The sequence below is a fragment of the Nocardia carnea genome, from assembly GCF_029869215.1.
GTDB classification, from domain to species: domain Bacteria; phylum Actinomycetota; class Actinomycetes; order Mycobacteriales; family Mycobacteriaceae; genus Nocardia; species Nocardia carnea_B.
Map to the genome: position 1 here is coordinate 15,888 of NZ_JARWPM010000350.1, position 26,132 is coordinate 42,019.

A 26,132-nucleotide genomic window follows, 5' to 3' on the forward strand; every position below is an offset into this window, starting at 1 on the left:
AAGCTGATTCGGTGGAGTTACTCGTCGCGGGTGGCGGCTGCCGGGTACAGGAGCGGATCGATGCTGACTGCGCGGACACTGGTCGAGGCTCGCACCTACCTGAGTCTCCTGGCAGCGGCCGCTGGCGCCGCCGAGCAGGGACCGCCCGCGACCTCGCTGATCGAAGGGCGGGAAGCGTGGACGGTGCAATCGGCATTCGGTGACGTCGCAGTCCCGTACCTGTCCGAGGACGTCAGCTGGAAGATAGGGGCTTTATACGGCCTCGGCATTTCTCAGCTCATCGACGCAGGCCAGTGGATCCTTGTCGCCGAGACATTCGCAAGCCGCGCACTCGAGGCAAGTATGTCCTACGCCGGCCGCCCTGATCAGGACCGCACCATTGTCGAGCAGAATTGGCAGTTCGCGGCCGAGGCCCTCGGTGAGGCGATGAAGTTCTTGCCCGAAGGCGCGCAGAGACTGCCGGAAAGAGTGTTTTGGTCCGGACTCGGCGAGCGGTTTGCGCACGAGCACCCGGACCGGATCACCCGGGCACAGCTCGTCGAGGATTATGAGTTCTATACGGGCGCCCTCGACGATTTCCGCGTGCTCTATGGCGAGGCATGAGGATCCGGCGCCGCGGCTGCCCATCGACCAGAACGGTCACCACCGTGCACCCAGCCAAGGGCAACGCGACCGGGCAACTCATTCCCTCCAACCCGTGATGCGGCCCATACCGGTGTTGTGCGGCAACGGGACAGGGACGAAGCTTGTGCATCGGCGGGGTGGTCGCTCGGATAGCGGAGCCGAACCTATCCGGCCGCTCCCGTGGTGAGGCCCATGCCGGCGGCGAGGTCGGTGAGGACTGCGTCGAAGAGGACGTCCGGGTCGCTGACCGGCATGGGGTAGTTGCCGAAGACTTCGAGTGTCACGTGGCCGTAGAGACGGACCCAGACCGTCATCATCAGATATGCCACGCCGAGGTCGAACTTCTCGGCCGGAAATTTCTGATCCGACCCCGCGAGGAGCGCCATGAGTTCACTTTGGAACGCGAGCAGGTCCGTTCGGAGTGCTTCCGGGATGGATTCGACCGGCGGAGTCGCGAGGTCGTAGGCCGCGAGTAGTTTGCCGGCGGCTTCCAGGAAGACCAGGCCGAAGGATTCGTCGAAGCGGCGGACCGTGCCCGAGCCGTCTTCGGCCGGGGAGGCGAAGACCAGGGTGAATTCGTTGCGGTGGGCCAGGGCCCAGCGGCGGAAGGCGCGGCAGATGGCGAAGAGGCGGACCACCCCGTCGTCCGGGAGTTCGGCGACCTGCGCGGCGAGGTCGTCGGCCAGGCGGCGGCAGATATCGCGGCGGAGGGCGGCGAGGAGGTCTTCGCGGGACGGGTAGTAGCGGTAGAGGGCGGGGGCGGTGATACCGAGTTCACGCGCGATGGCGCGGAGGGTCAGGGCCTCCGCGCCATGGGCGACCAGGAGTTCCGCGGCTACGCGCCGGATGTCCGCGTCGCTGACCGCGGGCATCCGGCCGCGCCGGGCGGGGGGTGTCATTCGTAGGCGACCTGCCAATTCTTGATGCCGTTGAGCCAACCCGACCGTAGCCGAACGGGTTCGGCGACCTGTCGGAGGTTCGGCATCACATCGGCGATAGCGTTGAAGATGAGGTCGAGTTGCAGGCGGGCCAGGTTGGCGCCGACGCAGTAGTGGGTGCCGGTGCCGCCGAAGCCGACGTGCGGGTTCGGGTTGCGGGTGCAGTCGAATTCGAAGGGCTTGGTGAAATGGTCTTCGTCGAAGTTGGCGGAGGCGTAGAAGAGGCCGACGCGCTGGCCCTTCTTGATGGCCTGACCGCCGATTTCGGTGTCCTGCAAGGTGGTTCGCTGGAAGGCGATCACCGGGGTGGCCCAGCGGACGATCTCGTCGGGGGCGGTGCGGGGGCGTTCGGCGCGGTAGAGCTCCCACTGCTCGGGGTTGTCGACGAAGGCCTTCATGCCGTGGGTGGTGGCGTTGCGGGTGGTTTCGTTACCGGCCACGGCGAGCAGGATAACGAACCAGGCGAACTCTTCGGAGCTCAGGGCTTCGCCGTCGATATCGGCGCTGAGGAGCTGGGTGATGATGTCGTCGGCGGGGCAGCCGCGGCGTTCCTCGGCGAGGTTCCAGGCGTAGCCCATCACCTGGGCGTTGGCCATCTTGTAGCTGTCGGCGTACTGGGGGTCGTCGTAGCCCATCATCTGGTTGGACCACTCGAAGAGTTTGCCGCGATCTTCCTGCGGCACACCGAGCAGTTCGGCGATGGCCTGGAGCGGGAGTTCGCAGGCGACCTGTTCGACGAAATCGCCGCCGCCGGTTTTCTTGGCGTCGTGCACGATCCGTTCGGCGCGCTCGCGCAGGGCGTCGCGCAGGCTCTGGATGGCACGGGGGGTGAAACCGCGGGAGATGATGCGGCGCAGTTTGTCGTGTTCCGGCGGGTCGGTGTTGACCAGCATGGCGCGCTGGATGTCGATCTCGTCGCGGGTGATCTCACCGTTGAAGCGGATGACCGCGGTGTTGGCGTTGGTGGAGTAGACCTCGGAGTTCTTGGAGATCTCCTTGATGTGGTCGAGTTTGCTCACCACCCAGTAGCCGCCGTCGTCGAAGCCGCTGACGCCGTCGGGCTGATCGACCCACCAGACGGGGGCGGTGCGGCGCAGCTCGGCCCATTCCTCGATCGGCAGCCGGGCGGAGAGCAGGTCGGGGTCGGTGAAATCGAAGTCGTGGGACAGGGACGGTGCGGTCACGATGACTCCTTTGACGCGGTACGTGCGGTTCGCGGAGGCCGCGGCGGGAGGTAGCGCGATGCCTCCTCGGCGAACAGTCAACAGGAGTGAACCACACCACACCGCATTTGTGAACACCCTTTAGTAAATTACGTTCACTTATTCGGGCAGGCATTCGGTGACAGCGCTTCAGCAAACTTTTTGCAAACATGGCGGAACCGGTCGGGAATCAGGGCCGAAACGGCCGTCCTCGGGTATCCGGCACGGTGAAGGCGGGTCTATTGTGGTAGCCGCATGAGCAAGACTCCCACAGCCCAGGAGGACGAAGCGCATGACAACCATGGAAATGCCGCACGTCAGCGAATGCACAGTGAACGACTGTTCCTACAACGATCACGACGGCTGCCACGCCTACGCGATCAACGTCTCCGGCCAGAACGGCAGCGCCGATTGCGCGACGTTCATCCCGCTGGCCACCAAGGGCGGTCTGGATACCGTCACGAGCATGGTCGGCGCCTGCCAGCGGGCGGATTGCACGCACAACACCGACCTCGAATGCACCGCCGGTGAGATCCGGGTCGGACCCGGGAGCGGGGAGCATTCCGCGCGCTGCATGACCTACACCCCCAGCTGACCTACGGCACCGTCCCGGCACGGGAGACCGCGCACCCCGCGCCGGGGCGAAGCCGCGCCCATCGTTGCCCGCCATTGCGACGGTTGCCGGATTCCGCCGCCCGGATCCCGGGCGATAGACCTCCGGAGCGTGCGACGGCCGCCCCGGCAGGACCTTCGCGTTACAGCCCCTGCGGGCCTTCCGACCGCAGGTCGTCGACCTTACGCATCGCGGCCCGTAACTCCTCCAGCCACGATTCGGTGTGCTCGCCCACCAGTTTCACGGCCCAGGCCAGCGCGTCGGCCCGGGAGCGTGCCACGCCGGCGTCGACGAGGGTGTCGAGCACTTTGCGTTCCGGCTGCCGCAGTCGCGTCATCACCGGCACCGCCAAATGCGTGAACAGGATTCGCTGACCGTCCACGGAGACACCCCACGCGACACTGCGCCGGTATCGCTGCTGCGCCTCGTCCGCGATCTGCATCCGCGCCGCCCGGGTGGACTCCCGGAACCGGGCGACCGCGCCCTCCTTGGTGGCCTCGGGGATCGGGCGGGTCTTCTCGCCGCCGGTTTCCTGGTCGCCTTCCGGTTCCGGCATCGGTAGTTCGCCGATCACGACGATCTCGTCGCGGTCGATCTCGATCTCCGGCGGGCCGGTGAACCATTCGCTCGGCAGGCGGCCGGCGAACCAGTCCGGCACATCACCGGTTTCTGGAAGATCCGCCTGCTGCCACCCGCCCGGCCGGCCGAAACCGCGCCCGCGATGTCCATGCCTCATGACGATCACCTTCTCGTTTGCAACGATTACTTGATTACAAGATTACGCCGCAAACAGCACGGTGCGTTCCGCCGAGAGCGAAAGACCCGGCCAGGGCCGGGGCCTTCCGGTCGTCGGACATCACGGACGAGCCGCGCTCCGCGTGTCCGTTCAGGATGCGCAGGGATCGCCCGTACTCTGCGCGCTGACCAGGCATTACTCGCGCACGACGGGAGGACGTCATGGCATCCGGACCGGGCTCGTGGACCGTCGGCGATACGGGACGACGCAGACACTCCCGTTCCCGGGTTCGGCTGCCGACACCATCCGCCCGCGGCGCCGAGGCCTTGCCCTGACCGGGCCGGCGGTTCCCGCACCGATGCTGGCGGTGGCGGGCCGCGCGCCCGATACCCCGGAATGGGCGATCGAGATGAAATGGGACGGGGTTCGCGCGATCGTCGTCTGCCGGGACCGGACCTGCCGGCTCTACAGCCGCAACCGGCGCGACATCACCGACTCGTACCCGGAGCTCGTGGCCGCGTTCACCGCGGCCGCCGGCGATCGCGACCTGGTGCTCGACGGCGAGATCATCGCGCAGACACCGGCCGGGGTGCCGTCGTTCGCGCTGCTGCAACGCCGGATGCATGTCGCGCGGCCGGGTGGTTCGCTCATCCGGGCCGTGCCGGTCCAGCTGTTCCTGTTCGATGTGCTGGCCGCGGACGGCGAGGCACTGACCGATGCACCGTATCTGCGCCGCCGGGAACGGTTACAGGACCTCGGGTTCACCACCGCGCCGGTCCAGACGCCGCCGTACTGGCTGGATATCGCCGCCGAGCAGGTAATGGCGGCCGCGCGTGACAACCAGCTCGAGGGCATTGTGTCGAAACGGATCGGCTCGCCGTACCGGCCGGGCCGGCGCTCCCCGGACTGGATCAAAACGCCGTTCCGCCGGACCACCGAGGCGATCGTCGCCGGCTGGACCTCGGGTAGTGGCACGGCGGCCGGTACGTTCGGGTCGCTGATCCTCGGCGCGCACGATCCGGACGGTAATTTGGTGCACATCGGCAATGTCGGCACCGGGTTCACCTTTGCCGACCGGCGTTCCCTGCGCACTCGCCTGGACGACCTCGCCCGCCGCGAACCGCTGTTCCCCTTGACGCCCGGCCGCGGCCGTCCCGGCACCCCTCATTGGGCGGAGCCGGTACTGGTCGGCGATATCGAATACCGCGAATACACCGGAGACGGGCTGCGTCATCCGAGCTGGCGCGGCCTGCGCGCGGACAAGACCCCGGACGAGGTGCGCATACCGGAATGAAATCGCCGGAATGGTCGGAACGGGTTCTCCGGTCGTTTCGCCGAACCAATCGGCGGAATCAGCACCACGCGCGTTCGAGTTCGGCGCGCATATTCTCCCGCGCATATGCCGGCGGATTCACGATGCGGCCGAAAGGGCTTCGGACGCCGGTCTTCACCGTGCCACACGGACAGCATGGTTGTACCGGTGAACGATTCCACGACCGAGAGTTCCGCTTACTTGGTAAGGATCGGATCGCCCCAGACGCCGTTGCCCAGCGCGGTACAACTCCCCGAGCTTCCGTCCACCAGGGTGAAGCCGATCGTCAAGTTCTGCACGCCGGTCACCGGGACCTCGATCTTCGGCGGCTCGCCCACCCGGATATTTCCCGAGGAAAAGATCGACGCACCGTCGGCGATCACCTCGAACCGCAGCACCGCCGCGCTGTTCCCCCCGTCGGCCACGCCGATCGACGAGGCGAAGCGCGACCATTCACCGTTCAGGTCGTAGGTATGGCTCACCTCGGTGGCGCAGCCGCTGAACTGCTGGTAGATGGCGTGCGGGTAGGACACGCCGTTCACCGGGATCGCCCCGGTGTAGGCGGTGCTGCCGACCGGCGGCAGATCGGCCAGGTACTGCTGTATGGGGACCGTGGTGGCCGGGGCCGGTGGCGGCGCGGCCGGAGTGGCCGGACTTTCGGTCGAGGTGGCCGCGATATCGGTCTCCGGATCCGCCTCACCCGAGGCCGGGGCGACGAGCACGGTGACGACCAAACCGACGATCGCCAGTGCGAAACCGAGCCCTGCGACGAGTGTCACGCGTTGCACGGGATCGCCGGGACGGGCGCCCGGCGCGACACGTGCCGGCGAATGCGGACTCGGATTCTGCCCGCGGGTGGGATCGGTTGGATTGGACACGCGCACACTCTTCTTCAACGAACTCGCCGGAACCCGGACGGGCGCCGCAGCAGAGATATACCACGCCCGGAGGGTGTATGGAATTGGAGCGCTTCGGTTGGCTGTACTGCCGATCACAGCGTAATGTCGCTGCCGTATCGCTGTCCCCCGAGTTCATGAAAAACACGGCGCGCCTCGGTAATTCACAACAACGGACCGGACCGTTCCGGCCGTAGGCGCATAACCGGAGAAACTTCGGACGTTTGCCCGGCGGTAGCGATGTACCGGCTGTGAACTCATGGGCACCCGGCGGCGAATACGCGACCGGAAATCCCGGTGCGAGCGCCCGGAACGCCGGTCACGGCGCGGTCCGAAGTGATATCGGTCGCGTTCGGCGCGAAACCGAATACCGGTGAAGACGTGGGAAAATCCCGGCAGAGGTATATCCGCAGGCCCTGCCGGGGTGTTCGCGGATACCGGAATTGCCAGAAGCGTGCTGTAGGGTGATTGCAGTACCTGCGCCAGCGAGCATGCATGTACTCCTCCGTCGCGGGATACCTGGCTTTTCGCGTCGGGACCCGCGACGCCGCCACCTCCAGGCGCGGACATCGGTCCGATCGGACGTCGCGGTATCACCTCCGATGCCGAAAGGCGCCCATACTCCATGCCTGCCCATACTGCCGACGCGCAGAATTTCACCGACCTCGGCGTCTCCACCGGGGTCGTCGACGCACTCACGGCCGCGGGAATCTCCGCGCCGTTCCCCATCCAATCCGCCACCCTGCCCGACAGCCTCGCCGGCCGCGATGTTCTCGGCCGCGGCAAAACCGGTAGCGGGAAAACCCTGGCTTTCGCGATTCCGCTGATCGAACGGCTCGCCGGCGCCGAACGCGCCCCCGGCCGCCCGACCGGCCTGGTCCTCGCCCCGACCCGGGAGCTCGCGACCCAGATCGCGGCCACTCTCACTCCGCTGGCTCAGGTCCGCGGGCTGCGGGTGACCACCGTATTCGGCGGCGTGCCGGTGAACCGGCAGGCCAAAGCGCTGAAACAGGGTATCGATATCGTTGTCGCCTGCCCGGGCCGGCTCGAGGATCTGATGAAGCAGCGGGCGGTCGCCCTGGACACGGTGCGGATCACCGTGCTGGACGAGGCCGACCATATGGCCGATCTCGGCTTCCTGCCCGGCGTCACCCGGATCATGGCGGCGACACCCGCGAACGGCCAGCGGCTGCTGTTCTCGGCCACCCTGGACAACGGGGTCGGCAAACTGGTCGACCGTTTCCTGCACACACCGGTCACCCATTCGGTGGACGAGGCCGACGCCCCGCCGCCCAAGATGGAACACCATGTCTTCGAGATCGCGGGCGCCGCGGCGAAGAAGGAGATCATCAAGGTGCTGGCCGCGGGCAGCGGACGGCGCATCCTGTTCATGCGCACCAAACATCACGCCCGCCGGCTCGCCGGGGAACTGACGCGGGCGGGCATCGCCGCGGTCGATCTGCACGGGAATCTCTCGCAGCCCGCGCGCGACCGCAACCTCGCCGCGTTCGCCGCGGGCACCGCGCGCGTCATGGTCGCGACCGATATCGCCGCGCGCGGTATCCACGTGGACGATCTCGAACTGGTCGTCCATGTCGACCCGCCCGCCGAGCACAAGGCCTATCTGCACCGATCCGGCCGCACGGCACGGGCGGGCACCGAGGGCACCGTGGTCACGCTCGTGCTGCCCGAACAGCGCAAGGACGTCGCGGTGCTACTGCGCAAGGCCGGTATCACCGTGCAACCGCGACCGGTCACCCTCGATTCGCCGATCCTGGCCGACCTCTCGGACGGCACCGTTCCCGTGGTCGCGGCCGAGCCGAATCCGGTGCCGCCGGAGCCCGGCAGGTCGCGGGAAGCGCAGGGCGGCCCGCGCGGTAGCCGGGGCTCGCGCGGCCGCCGTGGTGGCGGAAACGGTCGCGCTCCCGGCCATGCCGATCCGGCCGCCGAGCCGCGGTCCGCGCGGTCCGGTGCACGCGGCCGGCCCGAAACAGCGGGGACCCGTTCCCGGCAGGGGGAAAGGTCCGGTTCCGCCGAACACGCCGGAGCGCGTGGGTCGGGCGGACGGCGCGGGAATTCGGCGGGTCGCGCCGGGGGCCGGGCGGCCGCGTCGAGCCATGAGACACACCGGCAGTCAGGTACTGCACACCGGAGCCAGTCGGGTACGAAGCGCACCACCGGTGCGGCACAGACGGGCGCCGACACCGCACGGCGTCCCCGCCGCGCAACCCGGCCCGCCGGCTGATCCGACCCCTGACTCGTACACCCTGGTTCACCGGTCGCGCTGATGAACCGGGGTGTACGAGACCAGGCCGGTCACCCCGCCGCAGCCACTCGATCACCCTGCCCCGCCGTCACCCGATCCCCGCTTGTGGCACCCCGATCGCGGAAACGCCGATCGCTCGTGCGCGATATCGCGCCGGCCGAGTTCAGGAACGATCGCGGCCGACCCGGAATGTCGTGCAGCCGGAGCCGTCCACGCTGCCCCGCATCGTGTCGTCGGTGATATCGGTGGCGACGAGATCCACCATGGGGTAGCCGCCGGGCTGCTCGATCCACCCGAGTATGCTGCGGCCGCTGGATTCGACGGTCAGGGTGGGTCCGGTATCGCCTGCGCGCAGGTGTAGGCGCCGCCGCAGACAACGATTCCGCTGGGCCGGCGCGACACTCGTCGTCCACACGGGCCGGTCGCCCCTCCGGTGGCCGAGTCGACGGTGAGGGGATTCTGCGACAGCATGGAGCCATGCGCCGGACGCTCGCCGTGCTACTACTGGCTCTCGTCACCGGATGTGGTCCCGGCGCGAGCGAGCCACCACCGCCTACCCGGGATTTCGACCTGCAGGCGCACCGAGGCGGGCTCGCCCTGGTCTCGGAGAATACCCTGGCCGCCTTCGGCAATGCCCTCGAACTCGGTGTGGACACAGCGGAATTGGATGTGCAGATCACCGCGGACGGGTACGCGGTGATCACCCACGACCGCGACCCGAACCCCGCCAAATGCGCCGATACCGCGCCGGCCTTCCCCGGCGACCCCGAATTCCCGTACGTACCCGGCCCCACCCTGATCCGCGACCTGACGCTCGCGCAGGTCCGCACCCTCGACTGCGGCTCCCGTCCGCTGCCCGGCTATCCGGCCCAGCGCACCGTGCCGGGCGCGCAAATACCCCTGCTCTCCGAGGTTTTCGACCTCGTCCGCGCCCATCGCGCCGACTCCGTGCGGCTCAATATCGAAACCAAGGTCGAAGCCGCCGCACCGCACGAGACCATGCCGCGCGACGATTTCGCCCGCATCGTGGTGGACGAGATCCGGCGCGCCGATATGACGGATCGGGTGTCGGTGCAGAGCTTCGACTGGGCGGCGCTGCGGTCGGTGCGCGCGCGGGCGCCCGAACTGCCGCTCGTCGCCCTGACCAACGGGCAGCAATTCCTGCAGGTGGGCCGACCGGGCGGCTCACCGTGGCTGGGCGGCCTGGATATCGACGATTTCCCGGGGTCACCACAGGAAAAATATGTGGCGGCCGCTGCGGCACTCGGCGCCGACGCGGTCTCCCCGGTGCACGGGGACCCGCAGGACGGCGCGATCACCGACCCCGGCTATGCGCCTTTCACCACCGCCGCCCTCGTCGAAGCCGCACACCGCCGCGGCCTGCGCGTGGTGCCGTGGACTGTCGACGACCGCGCCACCATGGTCCATCTGCTGGACCTCGGTGTCGACGGCCTGATCACCAACCGTCCGGACGAACTGCGCGCGGTACTGGCCGAACGGGGATACGAACTGCCCCGGGCGATTCCACGCCCCTGAGCGTCCAGGGGTTCCAGAGCAGCGCGGCGGCCGTGTCGTGCGAGACCCGTTCTCGTGTCGGGCCCCGTTTGCCCGGATCGCCGATCCAGTCGGCTATGCGTATACATATACTGTAACCATGCTCGATCCTCTCAGCCTGGCTGTCGGTGCGGGTCTGGTCGCGCTCGGCTGGGCCGTCGGCCGGTTCGGGCATCGCCGCACCGCCCGGCCGGGCCGGAACCACCTCACCGCGCGCTGCGGTTGCGGTCACGACCTGGCGTTGCACGATCGCGAATCCGGCACCTGCCACGCCGAGTTCTCCCGCCGCGGTACCAGCGGCCTGCGCGAATGGGTGCGCTGCAGCTGCCGCCGCTACACCGGCCCCACCCCGCTCGAAGAGGTTTTCAGCTCGCCGATCCTGCCGCCGGAACACTGAACCGCGAACTCGATGCCCGCTCCTGTGCGGCAAGCTCAGCCGGGCAAGCGTTCTCGCACTGGCCCGGTAGTCCCGCCCCCGTAGCCGGACTACGCGACCGACCTGTAGACCACGGGCCTACCTATCCACGCATTCCCCGGCGGAAACTGCACGTGCCCGCCTCCGCGGACGGCGAAGGCGGGCACGTCTTCGTGGACATCAGTGCGCGAGCACGGGCTCACCTTCGGCGGGAGCCGGCACCGTATTCGGCAGCAGCGCGGCGAGCAGCACCGCACCGATCACGAAAATCCCTGCGGCCCAAGCAAAACTGGTGGTGTAGCTCTCGATCGCCGACTGGGCTACGGTGATCTCGCTCGGCGCCCGGCCGGCCAGGTAGTCACCGGCGGCCGACGCCGCGATGGTGCTGAGCAGCGCCGTACCGATGGAGCCGCCGACCTGCTGGCTGGTGTTGATCATCGCCGAGGCGACCCCGGCATCGTCGTGCCGCACACCGGCGGTGGCGCTCTGGAACGCCGTCGACATCGCGGCGCCGAGGCCGAGGCCGAGCAGGATCAGGCTGGGCAGGATATGGGTGGCGTAGCCGGTGTCGAGCCCGATCCGGGTCAGCCAGGCCATACCGATCGCCGCGATCACGAACCCACCGCTCACGGCCACCTTGGGGCCGACCTTCGGCAGCAGCAGCGACGGGGTCGTGGTGGACGAGACCACCATGCCCGCGACCATCGGCAGGAACGCCACACCGGTCATGATCGGCGAATAGCCCAGGGTCAGCTGCATGTAGTAGGTGAGGAACAGGAAGATCGCGAACATCCCGATACCCATGACGAACACCGCCAGGTAGGCGCCGCCGCGGGTGCGGTCGAGCACGATCCGCAGCGGCAGCAGCGGATGCGCCACCCGGGTCTCGAGCCAGACGAACACGGCGAGCAGTGCCGCGCCACCGATCAGGAACGCGAGCGTGACCGAATCGGTCCAGCCTTCGCTCTCGGCGTGCGAGAAGCCGTAGACGATGGCGAACAGCGCCGCGGTCACCACGGCGGTACCCGGGATATCGAGCTTGGGCCGCACACCACCGGCATGCCGCGCCAGCAGCAGTACCGCGCCGACCAGCGCGACCGCGGCGAAGATCAGGTTCACGAACATCACCCAGCGCCACGACGCCCATTCGGTGAGCGCCCCGCCGAGCAGCAGGCCGATGGCCCCGCCGGTGCCCGCGACGGCGCCGAAGATGCCGAAGGCCTTCGCGCGTTCGGACGGTTCGGTGAAGGTGACGGTGAGCAGCGAGAGTGCCGCGGGCGCGAGCAGTGCACCGAAGACGCCTTGGCCGACACGGGCCGCGACCAGCATCTCGAAGTTGGCGGCCGCGCCGCCGATGGCGGACGCCACCGAGAAGCCGATCAACCCGACGATGAAGGTGTTGCGCCGGCCGAACAGATCACTGAGCCGGCCGCCGAGCAGCAGCAGGCTGCCGAACGCCAGCGCGTAGCCGGTGATCACCCACTGCCGACTGGCATCGTCGAAGCCGAGGTCGCGCTGGGCCTCGGGAAGTGCGATGTTCACCACGGTCGCGTCGAGCACGACCATGAGCTGGGCAACGCCGAGGACGGCGAGAACCCACCATCGCAGCGCGTGTGAGCCGCGCCTGCCGGACGGTTTTTCCTGCGCGGATGGCCCGCGATCGATCGTGGTAGTCATCTCGCCCCTTGAATGGATGGATTATCCGGAGAAGTCGTCTCCGCTTAGCTGAACGCTAACACAATAACGGAGAAGATGCCTCCACTTAATCCCGGCGTTGATAGACTGCGGCTGTGAAACCCGCCACGACCTTGCGCACCAGGCGTCTGCGCGCCGACGCCGTCCGCAATCAGCAACGCATCGTCGAGGCCGCCCGTGAGCTGTTCGCCGACCGTGGTCTCGAGATCACCCTCGACGATGTGGCCGACCGCGCGGGCGTGGGCGTCGGCACGGTGTACCGCCGGTTCGCGAACAAGACCGAACTCATCTCCGAGGTGTTCGAACATCATCTCGGCGAATTCGCCGACGCGGCCGAATCGAGCCTGCGCCACCCCGACCCCTGGCTCGGCCTGATCGAATTCGTGGAATACGCCTGCCGCCATATGGCGATCAACCGCGGGTTCAGCGAGGTGATCCTGGAACTCGACCTCGACACCGAGCGATTCCACCGGCTGCGCGACCGGATCAAACCGGCGGTCGCCGCGATCGTCACCCGCGCCCGGGAGGCGGGCGTCCTGCAACCCGATATCGAGCCCTCGGATCTCTTCGCGATGATCCATATGGTCGACGGCCTGGCCGAATTCGCCAAACCGATCAACCCCGAGGTGTGGCGCCGCTACCTGGCCATCACCCTCAACGGCATCCGCGCCGATACCGTCGCCCGCCAGGAACTACCGGTCCGCGCCCTCACCGACGACGAAGTCGACCAGGCCAAAACCGCCCGCACCGCCCCCTGCGCCGGCCGCCGCCGCTGACCGCGGCCGCAGATCCTCCCGCATCGAGCTCAGGTGCGGCCGAAAACGTCGTCCACGTTCGTCGCGGTCAGTACGCGCCGCATCCATGTCCGAAGCTGGGCGTTACCGGCTGCACGAATTCGGTCTGAAGCGACAGCGGGTAACGACCCGAACTTTATGGTCAGCAACTCCGTCAGCGTCTCCACCAGAGTTTCCGCACGCCCCTCCGCGCGCCCTTCCGCGCGACCCTTTGCTGCAGTCGTTCAGCTGTTGTCACAATGACCTCCTCGGCTCGGGGTCCGAGCTCATCGATCACCGGGCCCAGCTCATCCTCTCCGGTCTCACCGACATATTCGGCAAAGTACCTGGCGGCACCGACAAGGCTCATTCGTCAGCTCATCGGACTGCTATCGGGTTGACCGGGGAGCCGACGGCGCCGGTGATCTTGATCGGGGCGGCGGTGAGGAAGAAGTCGTAGTTGCCGTCGGCGGCGCAGGCTTCGGCCAGTGCGTCGAGATCCCACATCTCGCCCAAGAAGAGGCCGATCTGCGGGATCGCGACCTGGTGCAGGGGCTGGAAGGCGACCTCGAATTCATTCGGGCGGACTTCGAAACCCCAAGTGTCCGTGGCGATTGCGGCCATTTCGGTACCGTGCAGCCAATCGGCGGTGGTGAACGACAGCCCGGGCGCCGGGCCGCCCGCGTACTCGCCCCAGCCGTCGCGGCGGGCGCGGGTGAGCTGCCCGGTGCGGACGACGACGATATCGCCGCGGCGAATCTCCGAGGCCGGGCCTTGGGCGGCGATGGTCTGTTCGAGATGCGCCTGGGTGATCGCGAAACCGTCCGGTAGTTCACCGTTTTCGCCGATCGCCCGGCCGACGTCGAGCAGGACACCGCGGCCGCAGATGACGTCGGCGACGGTTTCGATACCGGTGACCTGATCGCCGAGACTGGTGACGACCTGGTCCGCGGGCCGGCCGTTCCAGGCGTGGCCGTGGTCGAAGATATGACCGAGACCGTCCCATTGGGTGGAGCATTGCAGGGGCATGGCGATCACATCGTCGGCGCCGCCGAGACCGTGGGGAAAGCCCTGGATTCCGGCGACGGCGTCGGTGCCCGTGTCGAGCATGGTGTGCACCGGGTTGGTGCGCCGGCGCCAGCCTTTCTGCGGGCCGTCCATATCGAAGGATTGCGACAGCGAGAACGACCGGCCGGTGCGGATGGCGGTGGCCGCGACGCGGCGGGTGTCGTCGTCGAGGAAATTCATGGTGCCCAGGACGTCGTCGGGTCCCCAGCGGCCCCAGTTGGAGACCCGGGCGGCCGCGGCGGCGATGGCGCCCTCGGGGTCGGTGCGGTCCAGTTCTTCCGGGGTCATGACAGCGCACCTCCGTCGAGCTCGGTGAAGGTATCGCGCACCCAGTCGGCGATGTAGGTGGTGACATGCGGTAGATGGTCGAGGCCGATATGTTCGGTCGCACCTTCCTCGGGGGTGAAGATCCGCAGTTCCCGCTTGGGGCTGTTGACCGCCTGGTCGTAGGAGCGGTGCGCGTATTCGAGCGGAATCTGCCGGTCGTTCTCGCCATGCGCGATCAGGAACGGCACGGTGATCTTTTCGACCACACCGTCGAGGTGGATATCCTCGGCGAACTCGATGAAGGTCGGGATATCCGGCTGACCCCACACCCACAGCACATGGTCCCAGTAGTGCGGCACCGGGTTCTCGCCCTCGCGGTCGAGCCGCCGTTTCTGCACCGCGCCCCAGTTGTGGTTGGCGCCCCAGGCGACGCAGAGGGCGAGCCGCTTCTCGAACGCGGCGGCGCGCGGGACGTAGTAGCCGCCCAGCGACCAACCGGCCAGCCCGATCCGATCGGTGCGGATATCGGGGCGCGCCTCGAGCCAGTCGACGCAGGCCGCGGCCCACACCTCGGTGTCGATCCGCGCGGTGAGCCCTTGCAATCGCAGCGCCTCACCGCTGCCGGGACAGTCGACCATCAGCGTGGAGATGCCGCGTGCGGCCAGCTCGGTGTGCACTCCGGCGCCGACCATCATCTCCTTGGTGGAATCCAGCCCGTTCCACATGATGATCACCGGAGTCGGCGACCCATCGGCCGTGGCGTTGTGGAAGTACGCCGGAAGGGTGGTGTCCTCGTAGGGAATAGCGACCTTGGTGGTCGCGGGGTCGATCAGCGCGCACGATTTCAGCAGCAGGTCGACGCTGCGCTGGTATTCGGCATTACGACTCGAATCCTTGGCGCTCTGCATCCGCTCCGCCTGCGCGACGTACACCGACGCGCGGAAATACGCCTGCCCGGCGGTGCGCATATGGCCGGCTTTCTCCGCCTCCACGGCCTGCTGTTCGAGCCGGTCGGCCACGGCCCGCCAGGCGGCCATGAATTCGGCGGTGCCGACATCGGAGCCCTGGGCAGCGAGTTCGCGGATGGGGCGGCAGGCGCGGTCGACCTCGTCGATCAGACCGCCGCTGTTGAGCGTCGCGACGACACCGAGGTTCCAGATGTAATTGCCCGGAAAGTATTCGAACATGATTCCTCTGCTCACTGGGTGGGGTGTGGGGGTTGGTAGAGCGGGCGCAGCGCATCCGAGACCGGCTTCGCGCCCGCGTGCGAGGCGGCACCGCCATCGACGGGGATCTCGGCTCCGGTCACGTACGAGGCACCGTCGCCGAGCAGGAACACGACAACGGACGCGACTTCTTCCGGGCTGCCCGCGCGCCCCAGCGGTGCGGCCGCGATCGACGCGTCCCGGAACTGCGCGGGCGCCGACGCGGTCATCGGGGTCTCGATGAAACCGGGATGCACGGCGTTGACCCGGATTCCGCGGTCGCCGAGTTCCAGGGCGGCCGTACGGGTGAGCCCGCGCAGCGCCCATTTGCTGGTCGTGTAGGCCAGCGGGTAGTGGCCCTGGTAGCCGGCGAGGGAACCGATCAGGACGATCGAACCGCCGGCGGACATCAGCGGGGACAGGGCCTGGATCGCCTGCAGCGGACCGCCGACGTTCACCGCGTGCGTATCGGCGAGAGCGTCCGGGGTGACGTCCCCGAGCCGCGCCCGCCAGGTGACGCCCGCGCAGTTGACCAGGCCGTGCACAGGTTCGCCGGCGAGGTCGGTGACCAGCGCCGACCAGTCGTCCGGATCGCGGACGTCGAGGCGGCGGATACCGTCCCCCGCGACCCGGTCGACCGCTACGACGCGAGCACCGGCGCCGGTGACCGCGGCCGTGACCGCGGCCCCGATACCCGACCCGGCTCCGGTGACGACCACGGTGCGTCCGGCGAGCGTGCTCATACCGTCCCCCGCCGGAACGCCGCGTAGTCGCGACGCCGCACACGGGTCAGCGCGGGCGCGGGATCGGAGATCCCGACCCGGCCGCTCAGCACTCCGATTCCCTCGACGGTCAGCGTCACGACATCGCCCGGTTGCAGCGGCGGCGGATCCTGCTCGCCGCGGCGGCCCCAGAGTTCGCCGAGGCAGCCACCGTTGCCGACCGTGCCCGAACCGATCACATCACCGGATACGACCCCGCTGTCGCGGGACGCGTAGGCGATCATCGATTCGAAGGTCCAGCCCGCGTTGCTCAGCACATCGCGGCCGATTTCGGCTCCGTTGACGCACACCGCGCACTCGAGGTCGAGAAATCCGTCGGCGTCGCGGTAGGGGTCGAGTTCGTCGGCGGTAACGATCCACGGGCCCAGGCTCGTCGCGAAATCCTTACCTTTGGCGGGCCCGAGCGATACCTGCATCTCCCGGCTCTGCAGATCCCGCGCCGACCAGTCGTTCATGATCGTGTACCCGAAGATCGCCTGCCGCGCCTGTTCCTCGGTGAGCGAGCGCCCGGCCCGGCCCAGCACCACGGCGACCTCGAGTTCGAAATCGCGCACCGCACAGTTCGCCGGGAACAGCGCTTCCTCGTCCGGTCCCAGAACAGCGTGCGGGTTGGTGAAGTAGAACGTCGGTGCGTCGTACCAGGCGTCGGGCACCCCCGACTTGCCGTCCACGCTGCGGCGCACGCCTTCGACGTGTTCCTCGAACGCCACACTGTCGCGAATCGACGCCGGCCGCAGTGGGGCGAGCAGCCGGACCTCGTCCAGCGGTCGCGCGGACTCCTGCGCGCGAGCACGTTCGGCCAGCCGGTGCGCCTCGGTCAACCCGGCGTCGATCACATCCCGCATGGTCAGCCCGGCAGCGAACGGGTAGACCCTGTCAGCGTCGACCACCCCGACACGGGTTTCCGCGAGGCCGGGCGCGGTGAAAGTCGCGAGCCGCATCAGACGGGAGGCGCGACGAAGCAGCCGCGGTCGGGGTCGTTGAACGATTTCTTCGCCACGAACTCCTCCATCGGATTCGCGGTCCCCCACTGGTCGCTCACCGTGGGATCGGAGAAGTCGTACAGATGCGGATGCCAGGTGTCCTCGTCGAGTTCCTCCAGTTCGGTGGTGTATTCGACGGTGTTGCCGTGCGGGTCGAGGAAGTAGCTGAAGGTGTTGTTACCCGCCATATGCCGGCCCGGACCCCACACCTTCTCGACTCCGCCGCGCAGCAGCCGGCCGGTGCCGCGCATGTATTCGTCGATTCCGCGCATCTCGAACGAGGCGTGATGCAGCGAGACGTGCGGGCAGCGCGCAATCGCGATGCTGTGATGGAACCGGTTGGTGCGCAGGAACCACATCATCTCGCCCATATGTGGGTGGAAAAGAGTATCGGACAGCGCGAAGGACAGGTGCTTCTGGTAAAAGGCGACGGTCGCTTCGGGATTCGGCGAATTGATCACGACATGGGACAGCTTGACCGGCACCGGCTCCCCTTCCTCGACCTTGCGGTGCTGCCGCACGGCCACATCCGAGGACACCTCGAGGGTGCGGCCGTCGTTGTCGAAGAACCGGAATCCGTAACCGCCACCCGGGGTTTGCAGTTCACCGGGTTGGCTGACCAGTTTCACCCCGTCGGCGGCCAGCCGTTCGGCCATGGTGTCCACATCGGCGGGGGTCGCGGCGCCGAACGCGATCAGGTCGAGGCGCTTCTCCTCGGCCTTGCGCAGCCGCACCGAATACTGTTCCGGCGAGCCGGCCGCGGCCAGGAAGGCGAGGCCGTTCTCGGTCGTCTCCGGTTCCAGCCCCCACATATTCGTGTAGAACTCGAACTGCTTGTCGTAGTCGGGGACCGCCAAATCGACATGGCGTAAATGGGTGATCAATCGTTCGTTCATGCTCTTGCCCTTCGTTTCGGGTCGCTGAATCGGCCAAGCGCCGCTCAGGCGGGCTCGGCGACCAAGTGGGAGATCCGGGTCATCAGTCCGGCGACATCGCCCTGTTCACCGTCGAGCAGCCACTGCCCCAGCCGGACCGAGGATTCGACGACATCCTTTGCCCGGGGCAGCCGGCGATCGGTGAACTCCCGCCACAGGCGCTCGGAGATCGCGTCGTGCGCGATCAGCAGTTCGGCCAGCACAGCGGCGTCCTCCAGTGCCTGGGCGCACCCTTGCGCGAGGGTCGGCGGGCAGCTGTGCGCGGCATCGCCGATCAGCACCACCCGGCCGCGATGCCACGGCCCGTCGATTACATGGCTTTCGAATTTCGCGTAGTTGATGCGGTCCGGGTCGGTCATCGAGGCCCGCACCTCGTCCCACGGTCCGTGGTAGGCCGCCGCCAGCTCCAGCATCGCGGCCAGGCCCTGTTCCGGGGTCGGGCTGGCATTCTCGCGGGCGTCTTCCACCAGGTAGGCGTAGAGGGTATCCGGGCCGGTCGGGCAGTAACCGGCGATATAGGCCGGGCCGCCGTAGTAGAGGTCGGTGCGGGTGATCGAGTCCGGACGCGGGGCGAACAGTCGCCAGATACCCATCCCGGTCGGCTGCGGCTCGATATCGATACCGAGGGTGCGCCGCGTCCACGAATGGATACCGTCCGCGCCGACGACCAGGTCGTAGCGGCCGGTGGATCCGTCGGAGAAATCGAGGGTCACGCCCTGGTCGTCGGCGGCCAGGCCGGTGGGTGCGAGGCCGAAGCGGATCTTCGCGCCCGCCGCCACGGCCCGGTCCACGAGAATGCGAGCCAGATCGGGGCGGAACATACCCATGTTCGCCGGCAGGTCCGGGCCACCGGAGCGCAACTCGTCGAGTTCGACCAGCAGCGTGCCCGCGGCGTCCGGCGCGCGCAGGCCCAGGGTGTCGTAGGCGTAGCCCTTCGCCCGCACCTCGTCCCAGACCCCCAGCTGCCGCAGCACGCGTAAGGCATTGCCCTGCAGGGTGATACCCGACCCAAGGGCGGCGATATCGGGTTTGGCCTCGACGAGGTCGACCGATATCCCGGCCTCGGCGAGCAGGATCGCGGCGGCGGTACCGGCCGAACCGGCGCCGATCACCAACACATTCCGGACAGCTGACACAACAGACTCCAGTGGCTCTCGTGACCTCGCCGAGCCCTCCGCGACGAGGTGATAGCGACCACTCTGCGACCCAGATCACCATCACGGAAGAGCGGATTGCTTATGCTCACCATCCACGGCGCTTATGGTTCGAGGTATGACCACCGGCTCGCTGCGCAATCTGGATCTGAACCTCTTGACGACGCTCGACGCGCTGCTCACCGAACGCAATGTCACGCGGGCCGCCGAGAACCTGGGATTGAGCCAGCCTGCAGTATCGGCGGGACTGCGCCGGCTACGCCGCCATTTCCACGACGAACTCCTGCATCGCAGCGGTAACCGTTACGAACTCACCCCCTTGGCCGAGCAACTCCGTGAACCGGCCGCCGCGGCGCTCGTCGGGATCCAGCGGGTTTTCGACGCCGTGCCCGCTTTCGACCCCGCCACCTCCCACCGGGAGTTCACCGTACTGGTCTCCGACTACGCGGCCACGGTGTTCTGCGACCAGCTCGCCACCGTCCTCGCCGAGCAGGCCCCGGGCGTGCGATTACGCCTGGATCAGCAGACCGGCGCCCATATCGACCAGGCCCCCGAATCGCTGCGTACCGCCGATGGCACCTTCCTACCGCACGGGTTCCTGACCGATATGCCGTCGCTCGATGTGTTCACCGACAGCTGGGTGCTCATCGTGTCGGCGGACAACGACGAGGTCGGGGATACCGTCACTCTCGAGCAGCTCGCCGAATTGCCCTGGGTGGTCACCTATCACGCACCGACCGCCTTCACCCCCGCGGCCCGGCAGCTGCGCATGATCGGCATCGAACCCGATATCCGGGTGGTGGTGCAGAGTTTCCTCGCGGTGCCGTTCATGGTCACCGGTACCCGCTGCGTCGCACTGTTGCAACGTCGCCTCGCCGACCGGCTGGCCGCCGCCGCGAACGTCCGAATCCTCCCCTGCCCCTGGGAGGTCGTCCCGCTGGTGGAGGCGTTCTGGTGGCATCCCACCCATCGCGCCGACCCCGCCCACCAATGGCTGCGGTCGGTGCTGACCGAGGTGAGCGCGGAAGTGTCGCGCTGACCGTATACCGGAACAGCGCTGCGCCCCATCGCCCGTACTGTGCGGGCGATGGGGCGCAGCTGTTCAGTGCCGTCCGGCCGGAGCGACCGGTCCGGCTCCTCGGGCGAATCTGCTCGCGGATCTCACCGGGGCCGGTGGTACCGCAATTTTTCCACCACCGGCGCGTCGGAGAAGCGGAACAGGTCCAGTTCCGTCTCCGCGTCCAGCGACCAGGGCACCCACGACGGGACGACGAAGAGATCACCCGTGGTCAGCGCCCGTTTCTCGGCGCCCAGCGTCACGCGGCCGTCGCCCTGGAACACCTGCCAGATCGACGAACCGACCTCCCGGCGCGGCGCGGTGGCGGCGCCGGCGCGTAGCCGGTGGAATTCACAGCGGATCGTCGGCAGCACATCGCCGCCGGTGGTCGGATTGGTGTATTTGATCGCCGCGTGACCGGGTTCGACGGTGGCCGCGTGACCTTCTTCCTCCAGGAGCAACTGTTCGGTGAGCGCGCGGTCGGTGTGCTCCCAGCGATAAGCCGCGATCGGCGTGGCACCGGCGGGGTCCTGCGCCGCGAGCGGAGTGAGGCCGGGATGGGCCCACAGCCGCTCCGAACGCGAGATCGGTGGTGTGCTGGTATCGGTCACCGTTTCCGGACCGAATTCGAAGAAACCGAAATCGAGATCATGGGCCAGCGGCACATCGAGGCCGTCGATCCAGGCCATCGGCTCGTCGGTTTCGTTGTGGTGGCCGTGGAAGCACCAGCCCGGGGTCATCAGCAGATCACCGCGCCGCATCGCGACCGGGTCGCCGTCGACGACCGTCCACACACCTTCCCCTTCGATCACGAAACGGAAGGCATTCTGCGCGTGGCGGTGCTCCGGCGCGGTCTCGCGCGGACCGAGCCACTGGATCGCACACCACAGCGTCGGGGTGGCGTACGCGGTGGGCGCCAGGCCGGGGTTGGCCAGTCCGATCGCCCGGCGTTCGCCGCCGCGGCCCACCGGCACCAATTCCCCGGAGCGCCGGGCGATATCGAGCAGTTCCGACCATTTCCACACATGCGGTACAGCGGCGGGGGCCGGTGCCGCGGGCATCAGATCGGTGGTCTGGGTCCACAGCGGTGCCGTCGAGTTGCGCGCGAAATCGGCGTACAGGCGGTCGAGTTCGGCAGTTGGTTCCTCGGTGATGTTCTCGCTTGTCACGAAGTATTTCCTCAGCAGAAGGGAGTGGGCAGGTTTCGGCGGACCGCTCAGTGCACGACGACCGCGGTGCCCGGCTCGGTACCGGGCTCGGTAGCGTTGTCCCGGCTCTCCGCGAGCACCGGCCGGCGGGTGCGCATCGCATAGATCGCGACGGCACCGGCCAGCATGGGCAGGACGAACAGGAAGTAGATACTGCGCGGCGCCCAGTCGAGATCGAGCAGCGCACCGGCGAGTATCGGCGACAGGATCGCGCCCACCCGGCCGAGACCGATGATCAGGCCGACCGCCGTCGCCCGGACCGACGACCCGTAGTACATGGGCCCGATCGAGAACATGCCCGCCATGACCGCGCTGGTGGCCAGGCCGAGCAACGCGGCGGTCACGAAGGCCGCGTTCAGCGAGTCCACCGAGACCGCGTACAGCCCGAAGGCGGCACCCGCGAGCACGAAGAGTGCGGTGAGGGTCCGCCGGACACCGAGCCGGGCGGCCAGCGGCCCGAAGACCAGCGCACCGGCGATCCCGCCCGCACTGAACAGCACTCCCGCCTGCACACCGTCGGCGCTGGTGAACCCGCTGCTGGTGACGAGTTTCGGGGTCCACGAGTTGGCGAAATAGAACCCCGCCATGAGCACGAAGAAGCTGAACCCCAGCAGGAGGGTCGTGATCGGATTGGCGCCGGTGGCGAGTTCCTTCCAGCGTCCGGCGGAACCTCGGGCGCGCTCAGGTGCCCGCGGCAGGGTGCCGAGTTCCGGCTGACCCAATCGAACCAGAATGACGTTTGCCCGCTCGAGCGCCTTCGCGGGGCGCCGGGTGAGCAGATAGTCGAGCGATTCCGGCAGCACCGCCAGGGCGATCAGCGCTGTCACCAGGGTCGCGCCCGCACCGAACAGGAACACCGCGCGCCAATCGAATTGCGCGAGAAGTACCCCCGCGATGATTCCGCCGACCGTGCCGCCGATCGGCTGACCGGCCGTGTAGACGCTGATCGCGGTCGACCGGGAGCGGGCCGACGAGTATTCGGCCACCATGACGTTCAGGCAGGCCTGCAGCGTGCCGATCGCCAGGCCGGTGAGCACCCGGACGACGAGCAGCATCGTGAAACCGGTCGCCACCGCGGACAGCGCCATCCCGGCCGCGACCATGAACGCGCACACCACGATGGTCCGGCGGCGGCCGACGATATCGGCGACCTGCGAGATCACGATCGACCCCACCGCCATACCGATGAGCGCGGCACTGAGCAGCGCACCGAGCTGAGAACCGGACAGTTCCCATTCGTCGGAGATATGCGAGGCACTGAACGCCAGCGCCAGCACATCGAATCCGTCGAGCATGTTCAGCAGCACGCATACCGCGACCACGGCATACTGCAGCGGCCGCATCGGCGACGATTCGATTCGGGTCCTGATATCCACGGCCTTACCCCCTTGCCGCGCGCACGTCGTGCCGGGCGCCGGGGCGATCGGCGTAGGCGATGGCATCCCGGCCGGTGACCCCGACCTCGAGCGTCCCGATACCGCCGATCTCCAGCCGGATCCGCGCGCCGTCGTACAGCGGGCCCACGCCGGCGGGTGTGCCGGTGGCGATGATATCGCCGGGGTACAGCGTCATCACCGAACTGCTGTAGGCGACGAGCTCGGCGACCGAGAAGATGAGCTCGGCGGTATCGGTCTGCTGGCGCAGTTCGTCGCCGACCCAGCAGCGCAGCGGCAGGTTGTCGGGGTCGCCGATCTCGTCGGCGGACACGATCCACGGCCCGAGCGGGGTGAAGGTGTCGAACGATTTGCGGGTCGAACGGTCCTCGGTGGAGCGGACGGTGATATCGAGGACACCGGTGTAACCGAAGACGTGGTCGAGCGCGTCGTCGACACTCACGTTGCGGGCCGTACGGCCGATGACGATCGCCAGCTCGCCTTCCTGGTCGGTCCGCATATCGCTGTACGGGAGCACGACCTGCTCGCCCGGGCCGATCACCGAGGAGCTGGCCTTGAGGAAGACGCCGTATTCGGCGATTGTTTTCTGCTCGTGCATCTCGACTTTGTGATCGAGATAGTTGACCGGCGCCGCGACGATCTTGCCCGGACGCGAGAGCGGTGCCCGCAACGCGGCACCATCCAGCGCTTGCCCGGGGCACGCCGACAGGTCGATGCCGGCGAGGTCGGCCACGCGACCGCCCCGTTCGAGCCATGGCAGCCAGGGCCCGCCGTAGGGTCCGGGCGAGGTGGCCAGGTGTTCGGTGACGTCGTAGACGTCGGTACCGGAGACGACGGCGGCGCGATCGCCGTCGAGAACTGCTAGACGCATGAACGAAAGACCTTGTCTGGGAGTGTGTTCGGACTCAGGAGTGGGCCGGGGCGGGCACCGGGGCGAAAAGCGGGCCGCGGTAGACCCAATCCGCGTGGGCGTAGAGGTCGGCGGTATCGAGCCGGTCGAGCAGTTCGTTGCGCACGTGGCGGTGCACGCCGCGGGCGTGGCAGATCTCGCCGAACAGGCGCGCCTTGGTCTGCACCTCGGCCGTGCGCGGAATCCGGGCTGCGGTGAACCGGCGGATCACCTCCGGCCATTCGATATCGCCGGCGCCGTCGCGAACCAGCGTTTCGAGGGTGTTCGCATCCTCGAGCGCCTGGCAGCAGCCCTGGGCCAGGTATTGCAGCATGGGATGGGCCGCGTCACCGGTCAGCACCACACGGTCGTGACCCCAGTCGTCGGCGGGCAACCGATCGTAGAGCGGCCACCGGCGTTGTTTGCCGATATGCGCGATCGCCGCCCGCACCTGCGGATGACAGTCCGCGAAGGCGGCCTCGAGTTCGTCGACCCCGCCGAAGTCCGCGTCACCGCGGAGGAAGCCCGGCGATTCGAACACCGCGACCTGATTGAGTACCTCCCCCGACCGCAGCCGGTACTGCACCAGATGACAGCCGGGTCCGGCCCAGACCAGCACATCGTCGAGTTCGCGATCACCTGCGGGCACCTCGTCGACGGGCACGGTGCCGCGGTAGGCCACGTATCCGGACGGCTGCAGTTCGTCACCGACGATGGCCTGCCGCAGCACCGAATGCAGACCGTCGGCCCCGATCGTGGCCGCGGCGGTGAAGGTGCGGCCGCCGGTGGCGTGGGCGACGGTGCCGGTATCGGTGGTGTCGACCCGTTCGATACGCACATCGGTCAGCAGTTCGACGTCCGCCCGGCGGCAGGCTTCCAGCAGGATCGCGTGCAGATCGGTCCGGTGGATCACGACGTAGGGGGTGCCGTAGCGGGCGCGGAAATCCGCACCGAGCGGGAACCGGGCGATCTCCACGCCGGAGATCGCGTCCCGCATAGCGATATTCTCCGGCGCCACGCCTACCGCCCGCACCTGTTCCAGCAACCCCCAGGAATCCAGGATCCGGGTGGCGTTCGGACCGAGCTGCAAACCCGCACCGATCTCTCCGAACTCGCCGGCCTGCTCGACTACCACGACTTTTCGGCCGGCCCGGACGAGGCCGAGTGCGGTCGCGAGACCGCCGATGCCTCCACCGACCACCAGGACACCGTTATCCAGGTCACACTCAATCATGCGGAAAAGCATGAGTGCATCCCACCGGCGGACGGAATAAGATTCCGCTATGCGCAACCCGCCACTACCCGAACGACCGCCCAGCGCGGTAGGCTCCCTCGACCGCGGGCTCCGCCTGCTGCAACTGCTGCGCGACTACGGCAGCCTGCGGGTGATGGACGCGGCGACCGATCTGGACATCTCCCGTTCCAGCGCCCACCGGCTCCTGCAGACCCTCGCCTACCGTGGGTTCGCGGTGCAGGATGAATCCCATGTCTACTTCCCCGGCCCGTCCCTGGACGCGGCACCCGCCCGGCTCGCCTGGACCAAAACCTTCCGCGCTCTCTGCCAGCCCCATCTCGAAGTGCTGTCCCGGCGTAGCGGTGAATCGGCGAACCTGATGATCCGGGTCCGCGATACCGTCCGGTTCCTCGGTACGGTCCGCGCCCAATCCGTGTACGCCACCAACGACCGCGACGGGGTGGTGATGCCGGCGCACCGGGCGTCGGGCGGCAAAGCCTTGCTCGCCACCCTGTCCGAGGACGAACTACGCCAGCTGTACCGCCGCTCCGGCCCGGGCGGCACCCCGGGCCTCGACGAGGACGAATTCCATTCCCTGACGAAGACTCTCGCGCAGGTCTCGGCGCGCGGGTTCGCCATCAATTTCGAGGAAACCGAACGCGGCGTCGCGGCGGTCGGGGTCGCGATCAACGACCGCACCGGTCACGCCGTCGGCGCGGTATCGCTGTCCAGCCATGCCGCCCGCTTCACGGGCCTGGTGGACCGGACCTTCGTCCCGCTCCTGCTCGATACCCGGGCGCAAATCGAAAAGGACCTGGAGATCATCGATCTGGAGATCGGGGAGCATTGAGCCACCCGGCCACCGGCGCCCGCGATCCCGCGAGAGAGCGGCTACGTCGATCCGGTTACCGGTGGGCACTAGTATCCGGCAG

The 26,132-nt window shown here is 68.0% G+C and carries 25 protein-coding genes; 9 read left to right on the forward strand and 16 right to left on the reverse strand.

The window, feature by feature from the left end:
• The first annotated feature begins 60 nt into the window (after positions 1 to 60).
• Entirely contained in the window at positions 61 to 603 is a 543-nt protein-coding gene (locus QH276_RS24445; RefSeq protein WP_280398755.1) for a hypothetical protein, read from the forward strand.
• 185 nt (positions 604 to 788) lie between these two features.
• On the opposite strand, the gene QH276_RS24450 is transcribed toward QH276_RS24445, so the two are convergent.
• Entirely contained in the window at positions 789 to 1,523 is a 735-nt protein-coding gene (locus QH276_RS24450; protein ID WP_280398756.1) for a TetR/AcrR family transcriptional regulator, read from the reverse strand.
• On the reverse strand, positions 1,520 to 2,746 hold the full coding sequence (locus QH276_RS24455; RefSeq protein WP_280398757.1) for a cytochrome P450: 1,227 nt from the start codon (positions 2,744 to 2,746) through the stop codon (positions 1,520 to 1,522). The genes QH276_RS24450 and QH276_RS24455 overlap by 4 nt, the downstream gene beginning before the upstream one ends.
• 310 nt (positions 2,747 to 3,056) lie before the next feature.
• On the opposite strand from QH276_RS24455, the gene QH276_RS24460 reads away from it, so the two are divergent.
• Positions 3,057 to 3,359 carry a DUF1540 domain-containing protein gene (locus tag QH276_RS24460; RefSeq protein WP_280398758.1) on the forward strand — a complete coding sequence of 101 codons (303 nt, stop codon included), beginning with the start codon at positions 3,057 to 3,059 and terminating at the stop codon, positions 3,357 to 3,359.
• A gap of 160 nt (positions 3,360 to 3,519) precedes the next feature.
• Here QH276_RS24460 and QH276_RS24465 read toward each other — a convergent pair whose 3' ends face one another.
• Entirely contained in the window at positions 3,520 to 4,113 is a 594-nt protein-coding gene (locus tag QH276_RS24465) for a hypothetical protein (RefSeq protein ID WP_280398759.1), read from the reverse strand.
• 358 nt (positions 4,114 to 4,471) lie between these two features.
• Here QH276_RS24465 and ligD point away from each other — a divergent pair, with 358 nt between their 5' ends.
• Complete coding sequence (ligD, locus tag QH276_RS24470) at positions 4,472 to 5,407, forward strand: non-homologous end-joining DNA ligase (RefSeq protein ID WP_280398760.1); 936 nt, start codon at positions 4,472 to 4,474, stop codon at positions 5,405 to 5,407.
• 215 nt (positions 5,408 to 5,622) lie between these two features.
• On the opposite strand, the gene QH276_RS24475 is transcribed toward ligD, so the two are convergent.
• Positions 5,623 to 6,204, reverse strand: coding sequence for an NPCBM/NEW2 domain-containing protein (locus QH276_RS24475; RefSeq protein WP_280406914.1), 582 nt, complete (start codon positions 6,202 to 6,204; stop codon positions 5,623 to 5,625).
• A 742-nt stretch (positions 6,205 to 6,946) separates the two neighbouring features.
• Here QH276_RS24475 and QH276_RS24480 point away from each other — a divergent pair.
• Positions 6,947 to 8,566: a DEAD/DEAH box helicase gene (locus QH276_RS24480; protein WP_280398762.1), complete on the forward strand. Its 1,620-nt coding sequence runs from the start codon at positions 6,947 to 6,949 to the stop codon at positions 8,564 to 8,566.
• 184 nt (positions 8,567 to 8,750) lie between these two features.
• On the opposite strand, the gene QH276_RS24485 is transcribed toward QH276_RS24480, so the two are convergent.
• Positions 8,751 to 9,002, reverse strand: coding sequence for a hypothetical protein (locus tag QH276_RS24485; protein WP_280398763.1), 252 nt, complete (start codon positions 9,000 to 9,002; stop codon positions 8,751 to 8,753).
• A gap of 62 nt (positions 9,003 to 9,064) precedes the next feature.
• Here QH276_RS24485 and QH276_RS24490 point away from each other — a divergent pair, with 62 nt between their 5' ends.
• Entirely contained in the window at positions 9,065 to 10,123 is a 1,059-nt protein-coding gene (locus QH276_RS24490) for a glycerophosphodiester phosphodiesterase family protein (protein WP_280398764.1), read from the forward strand.
• 118 nt (positions 10,124 to 10,241) lie between these two features.
• Positions 10,242 to 10,538: a hypothetical protein gene (locus QH276_RS24495; protein ID WP_280398765.1), complete on the forward strand. Its 297-nt coding sequence runs from the start codon at positions 10,242 to 10,244 to the stop codon at positions 10,536 to 10,538.
• Positions 10,539 to 10,736: 198 nt separating this feature from the next.
• Here QH276_RS24495 and QH276_RS24500 read toward each other — a convergent pair whose 3' ends face one another.
• Positions 10,737 to 12,233: an MFS transporter gene (locus QH276_RS24500; protein ID WP_280398766.1), complete on the reverse strand. Its 1,497-nt coding sequence runs from the start codon at positions 12,231 to 12,233 to the stop codon at positions 10,737 to 10,739.
• Positions 12,234 to 12,346: 113 nt separating this feature from the next.
• On the opposite strand from QH276_RS24500, the gene QH276_RS24505 reads away from it, so the two are divergent.
• On the forward strand, positions 12,347 to 13,027 hold the full coding sequence (locus QH276_RS24505) for a TetR/AcrR family transcriptional regulator (RefSeq protein ID WP_280398767.1): 681 nt from the start codon (positions 12,347 to 12,349) through the stop codon (positions 13,025 to 13,027).
• 375 nt (positions 13,028 to 13,402) lie between these two features.
• Here the strand turns inward: QH276_RS24505 and QH276_RS24510 are convergent, their stop codons facing one another.
• Genes QH276_RS24510 through QH276_RS24535 form a run of 6 tightly spaced genes read right to left on the reverse strand, consistent with a single transcriptional unit; the run spans position 13,403 to position 19,400 of the window.
• On the reverse strand, positions 13,403 to 14,380 hold the full coding sequence (locus QH276_RS24510; protein ID WP_280398768.1) for a cyclase family protein: 978 nt from the start codon (positions 14,378 to 14,380) through the stop codon (positions 13,403 to 13,405).
• Positions 14,377 to 15,561, reverse strand: a complete 1,185-nt coding sequence (locus QH276_RS24515; protein ID WP_280398769.1) for an alpha/beta hydrolase family protein — start codon at positions 15,559 to 15,561, stop codon at positions 14,377 to 14,379. The genes QH276_RS24510 and QH276_RS24515 overlap by 4 nt, the downstream gene beginning before the upstream one ends.
• On the reverse strand, positions 15,558 to 16,307 hold the full coding sequence (locus QH276_RS24520) for an SDR family NAD(P)-dependent oxidoreductase (RefSeq protein WP_280398770.1): 750 nt from the start codon (positions 16,305 to 16,307) through the stop codon (positions 15,558 to 15,560). The genes QH276_RS24515 and QH276_RS24520 overlap by 4 nt, the downstream gene beginning before the upstream one ends.
• The gene (locus QH276_RS24525) at positions 16,304 to 17,287 is read right to left on the reverse strand and encodes a fumarylacetoacetate hydrolase family protein (RefSeq protein WP_280398771.1); all 984 of its coding nucleotides are present in this window, start codon (positions 17,285 to 17,287) and stop codon (positions 16,304 to 16,306) included. Before QH276_RS24525 ends, QH276_RS24520 begins: the two co-directional genes overlap by 4 nt.
• Positions 17,287 to 18,225 (reverse strand): VOC family protein, encoded by a 939-nt coding sequence (locus QH276_RS24530; protein WP_280398772.1) that lies wholly within the window; start codon positions 18,223 to 18,225, stop codon positions 17,287 to 17,289. Before QH276_RS24530 ends, QH276_RS24525 begins: the two co-directional genes overlap by 1 nt.
• 44 nt (positions 18,226 to 18,269) lie before the next feature.
• Positions 18,270 to 19,400: an FAD-dependent monooxygenase gene (locus tag QH276_RS24535; protein WP_280398773.1), complete on the reverse strand. Its 1,131-nt coding sequence runs from the start codon at positions 19,398 to 19,400 to the stop codon at positions 18,270 to 18,272.
• Between the two features lie 136 nt (positions 19,401 to 19,536).
• Between QH276_RS24535 and QH276_RS24540 the strand changes: the two genes are divergently transcribed.
• A complete protein-coding gene (locus tag QH276_RS24540) occupies positions 19,537 to 20,457 on the forward strand; it encodes a LysR family transcriptional regulator (protein ID WP_280398774.1) in 921 nt (306 codons plus the stop codon).
• Between the two features lie 122 nt (positions 20,458 to 20,579).
• Here the strand turns inward: QH276_RS24540 and QH276_RS24545 are convergent, their stop codons facing one another.
• From QH276_RS24545 to QH276_RS24560, 4 genes are read right to left on the reverse strand one after another with little or no spacing between them, the layout of a single operon-like run.
• Entirely contained in the window at positions 20,580 to 21,644 is a 1,065-nt protein-coding gene (locus QH276_RS24545) for a cupin domain-containing protein (protein WP_432278618.1), read from the reverse strand.
• Between the two features lie 47 nt (positions 21,645 to 21,691).
• On the reverse strand, positions 21,692 to 23,059 hold the full coding sequence (locus QH276_RS24550) for an MFS transporter (protein WP_280398775.1): 1,368 nt from the start codon (positions 23,057 to 23,059) through the stop codon (positions 21,692 to 21,694).
• Between the two features lie 4 nt (positions 23,060 to 23,063).
• The gene (locus QH276_RS24555) at positions 23,064 to 23,948 is read right to left on the reverse strand and encodes a fumarylacetoacetate hydrolase family protein (protein WP_280398776.1); all 885 of its coding nucleotides are present in this window, start codon (positions 23,946 to 23,948) and stop codon (positions 23,064 to 23,066) included.
• A gap of 34 nt (positions 23,949 to 23,982) precedes the next feature.
• Positions 23,983 to 25,200: an FAD-dependent monooxygenase gene (locus tag QH276_RS24560; protein ID WP_280398777.1), complete on the reverse strand. Its 1,218-nt coding sequence runs from the start codon at positions 25,198 to 25,200 to the stop codon at positions 23,983 to 23,985.
• 49 nt (positions 25,201 to 25,249) lie between these two features.
• Here QH276_RS24560 and QH276_RS24565 point away from each other — a divergent pair, with 49 nt between their 5' ends.
• Entirely contained in the window at positions 25,250 to 26,050 is an 801-nt protein-coding gene (locus QH276_RS24565; RefSeq protein ID WP_280398778.1) for an IclR family transcriptional regulator, read from the forward strand.
• Positions 26,051 to 26,132: the final 82 nt, after the last annotated feature.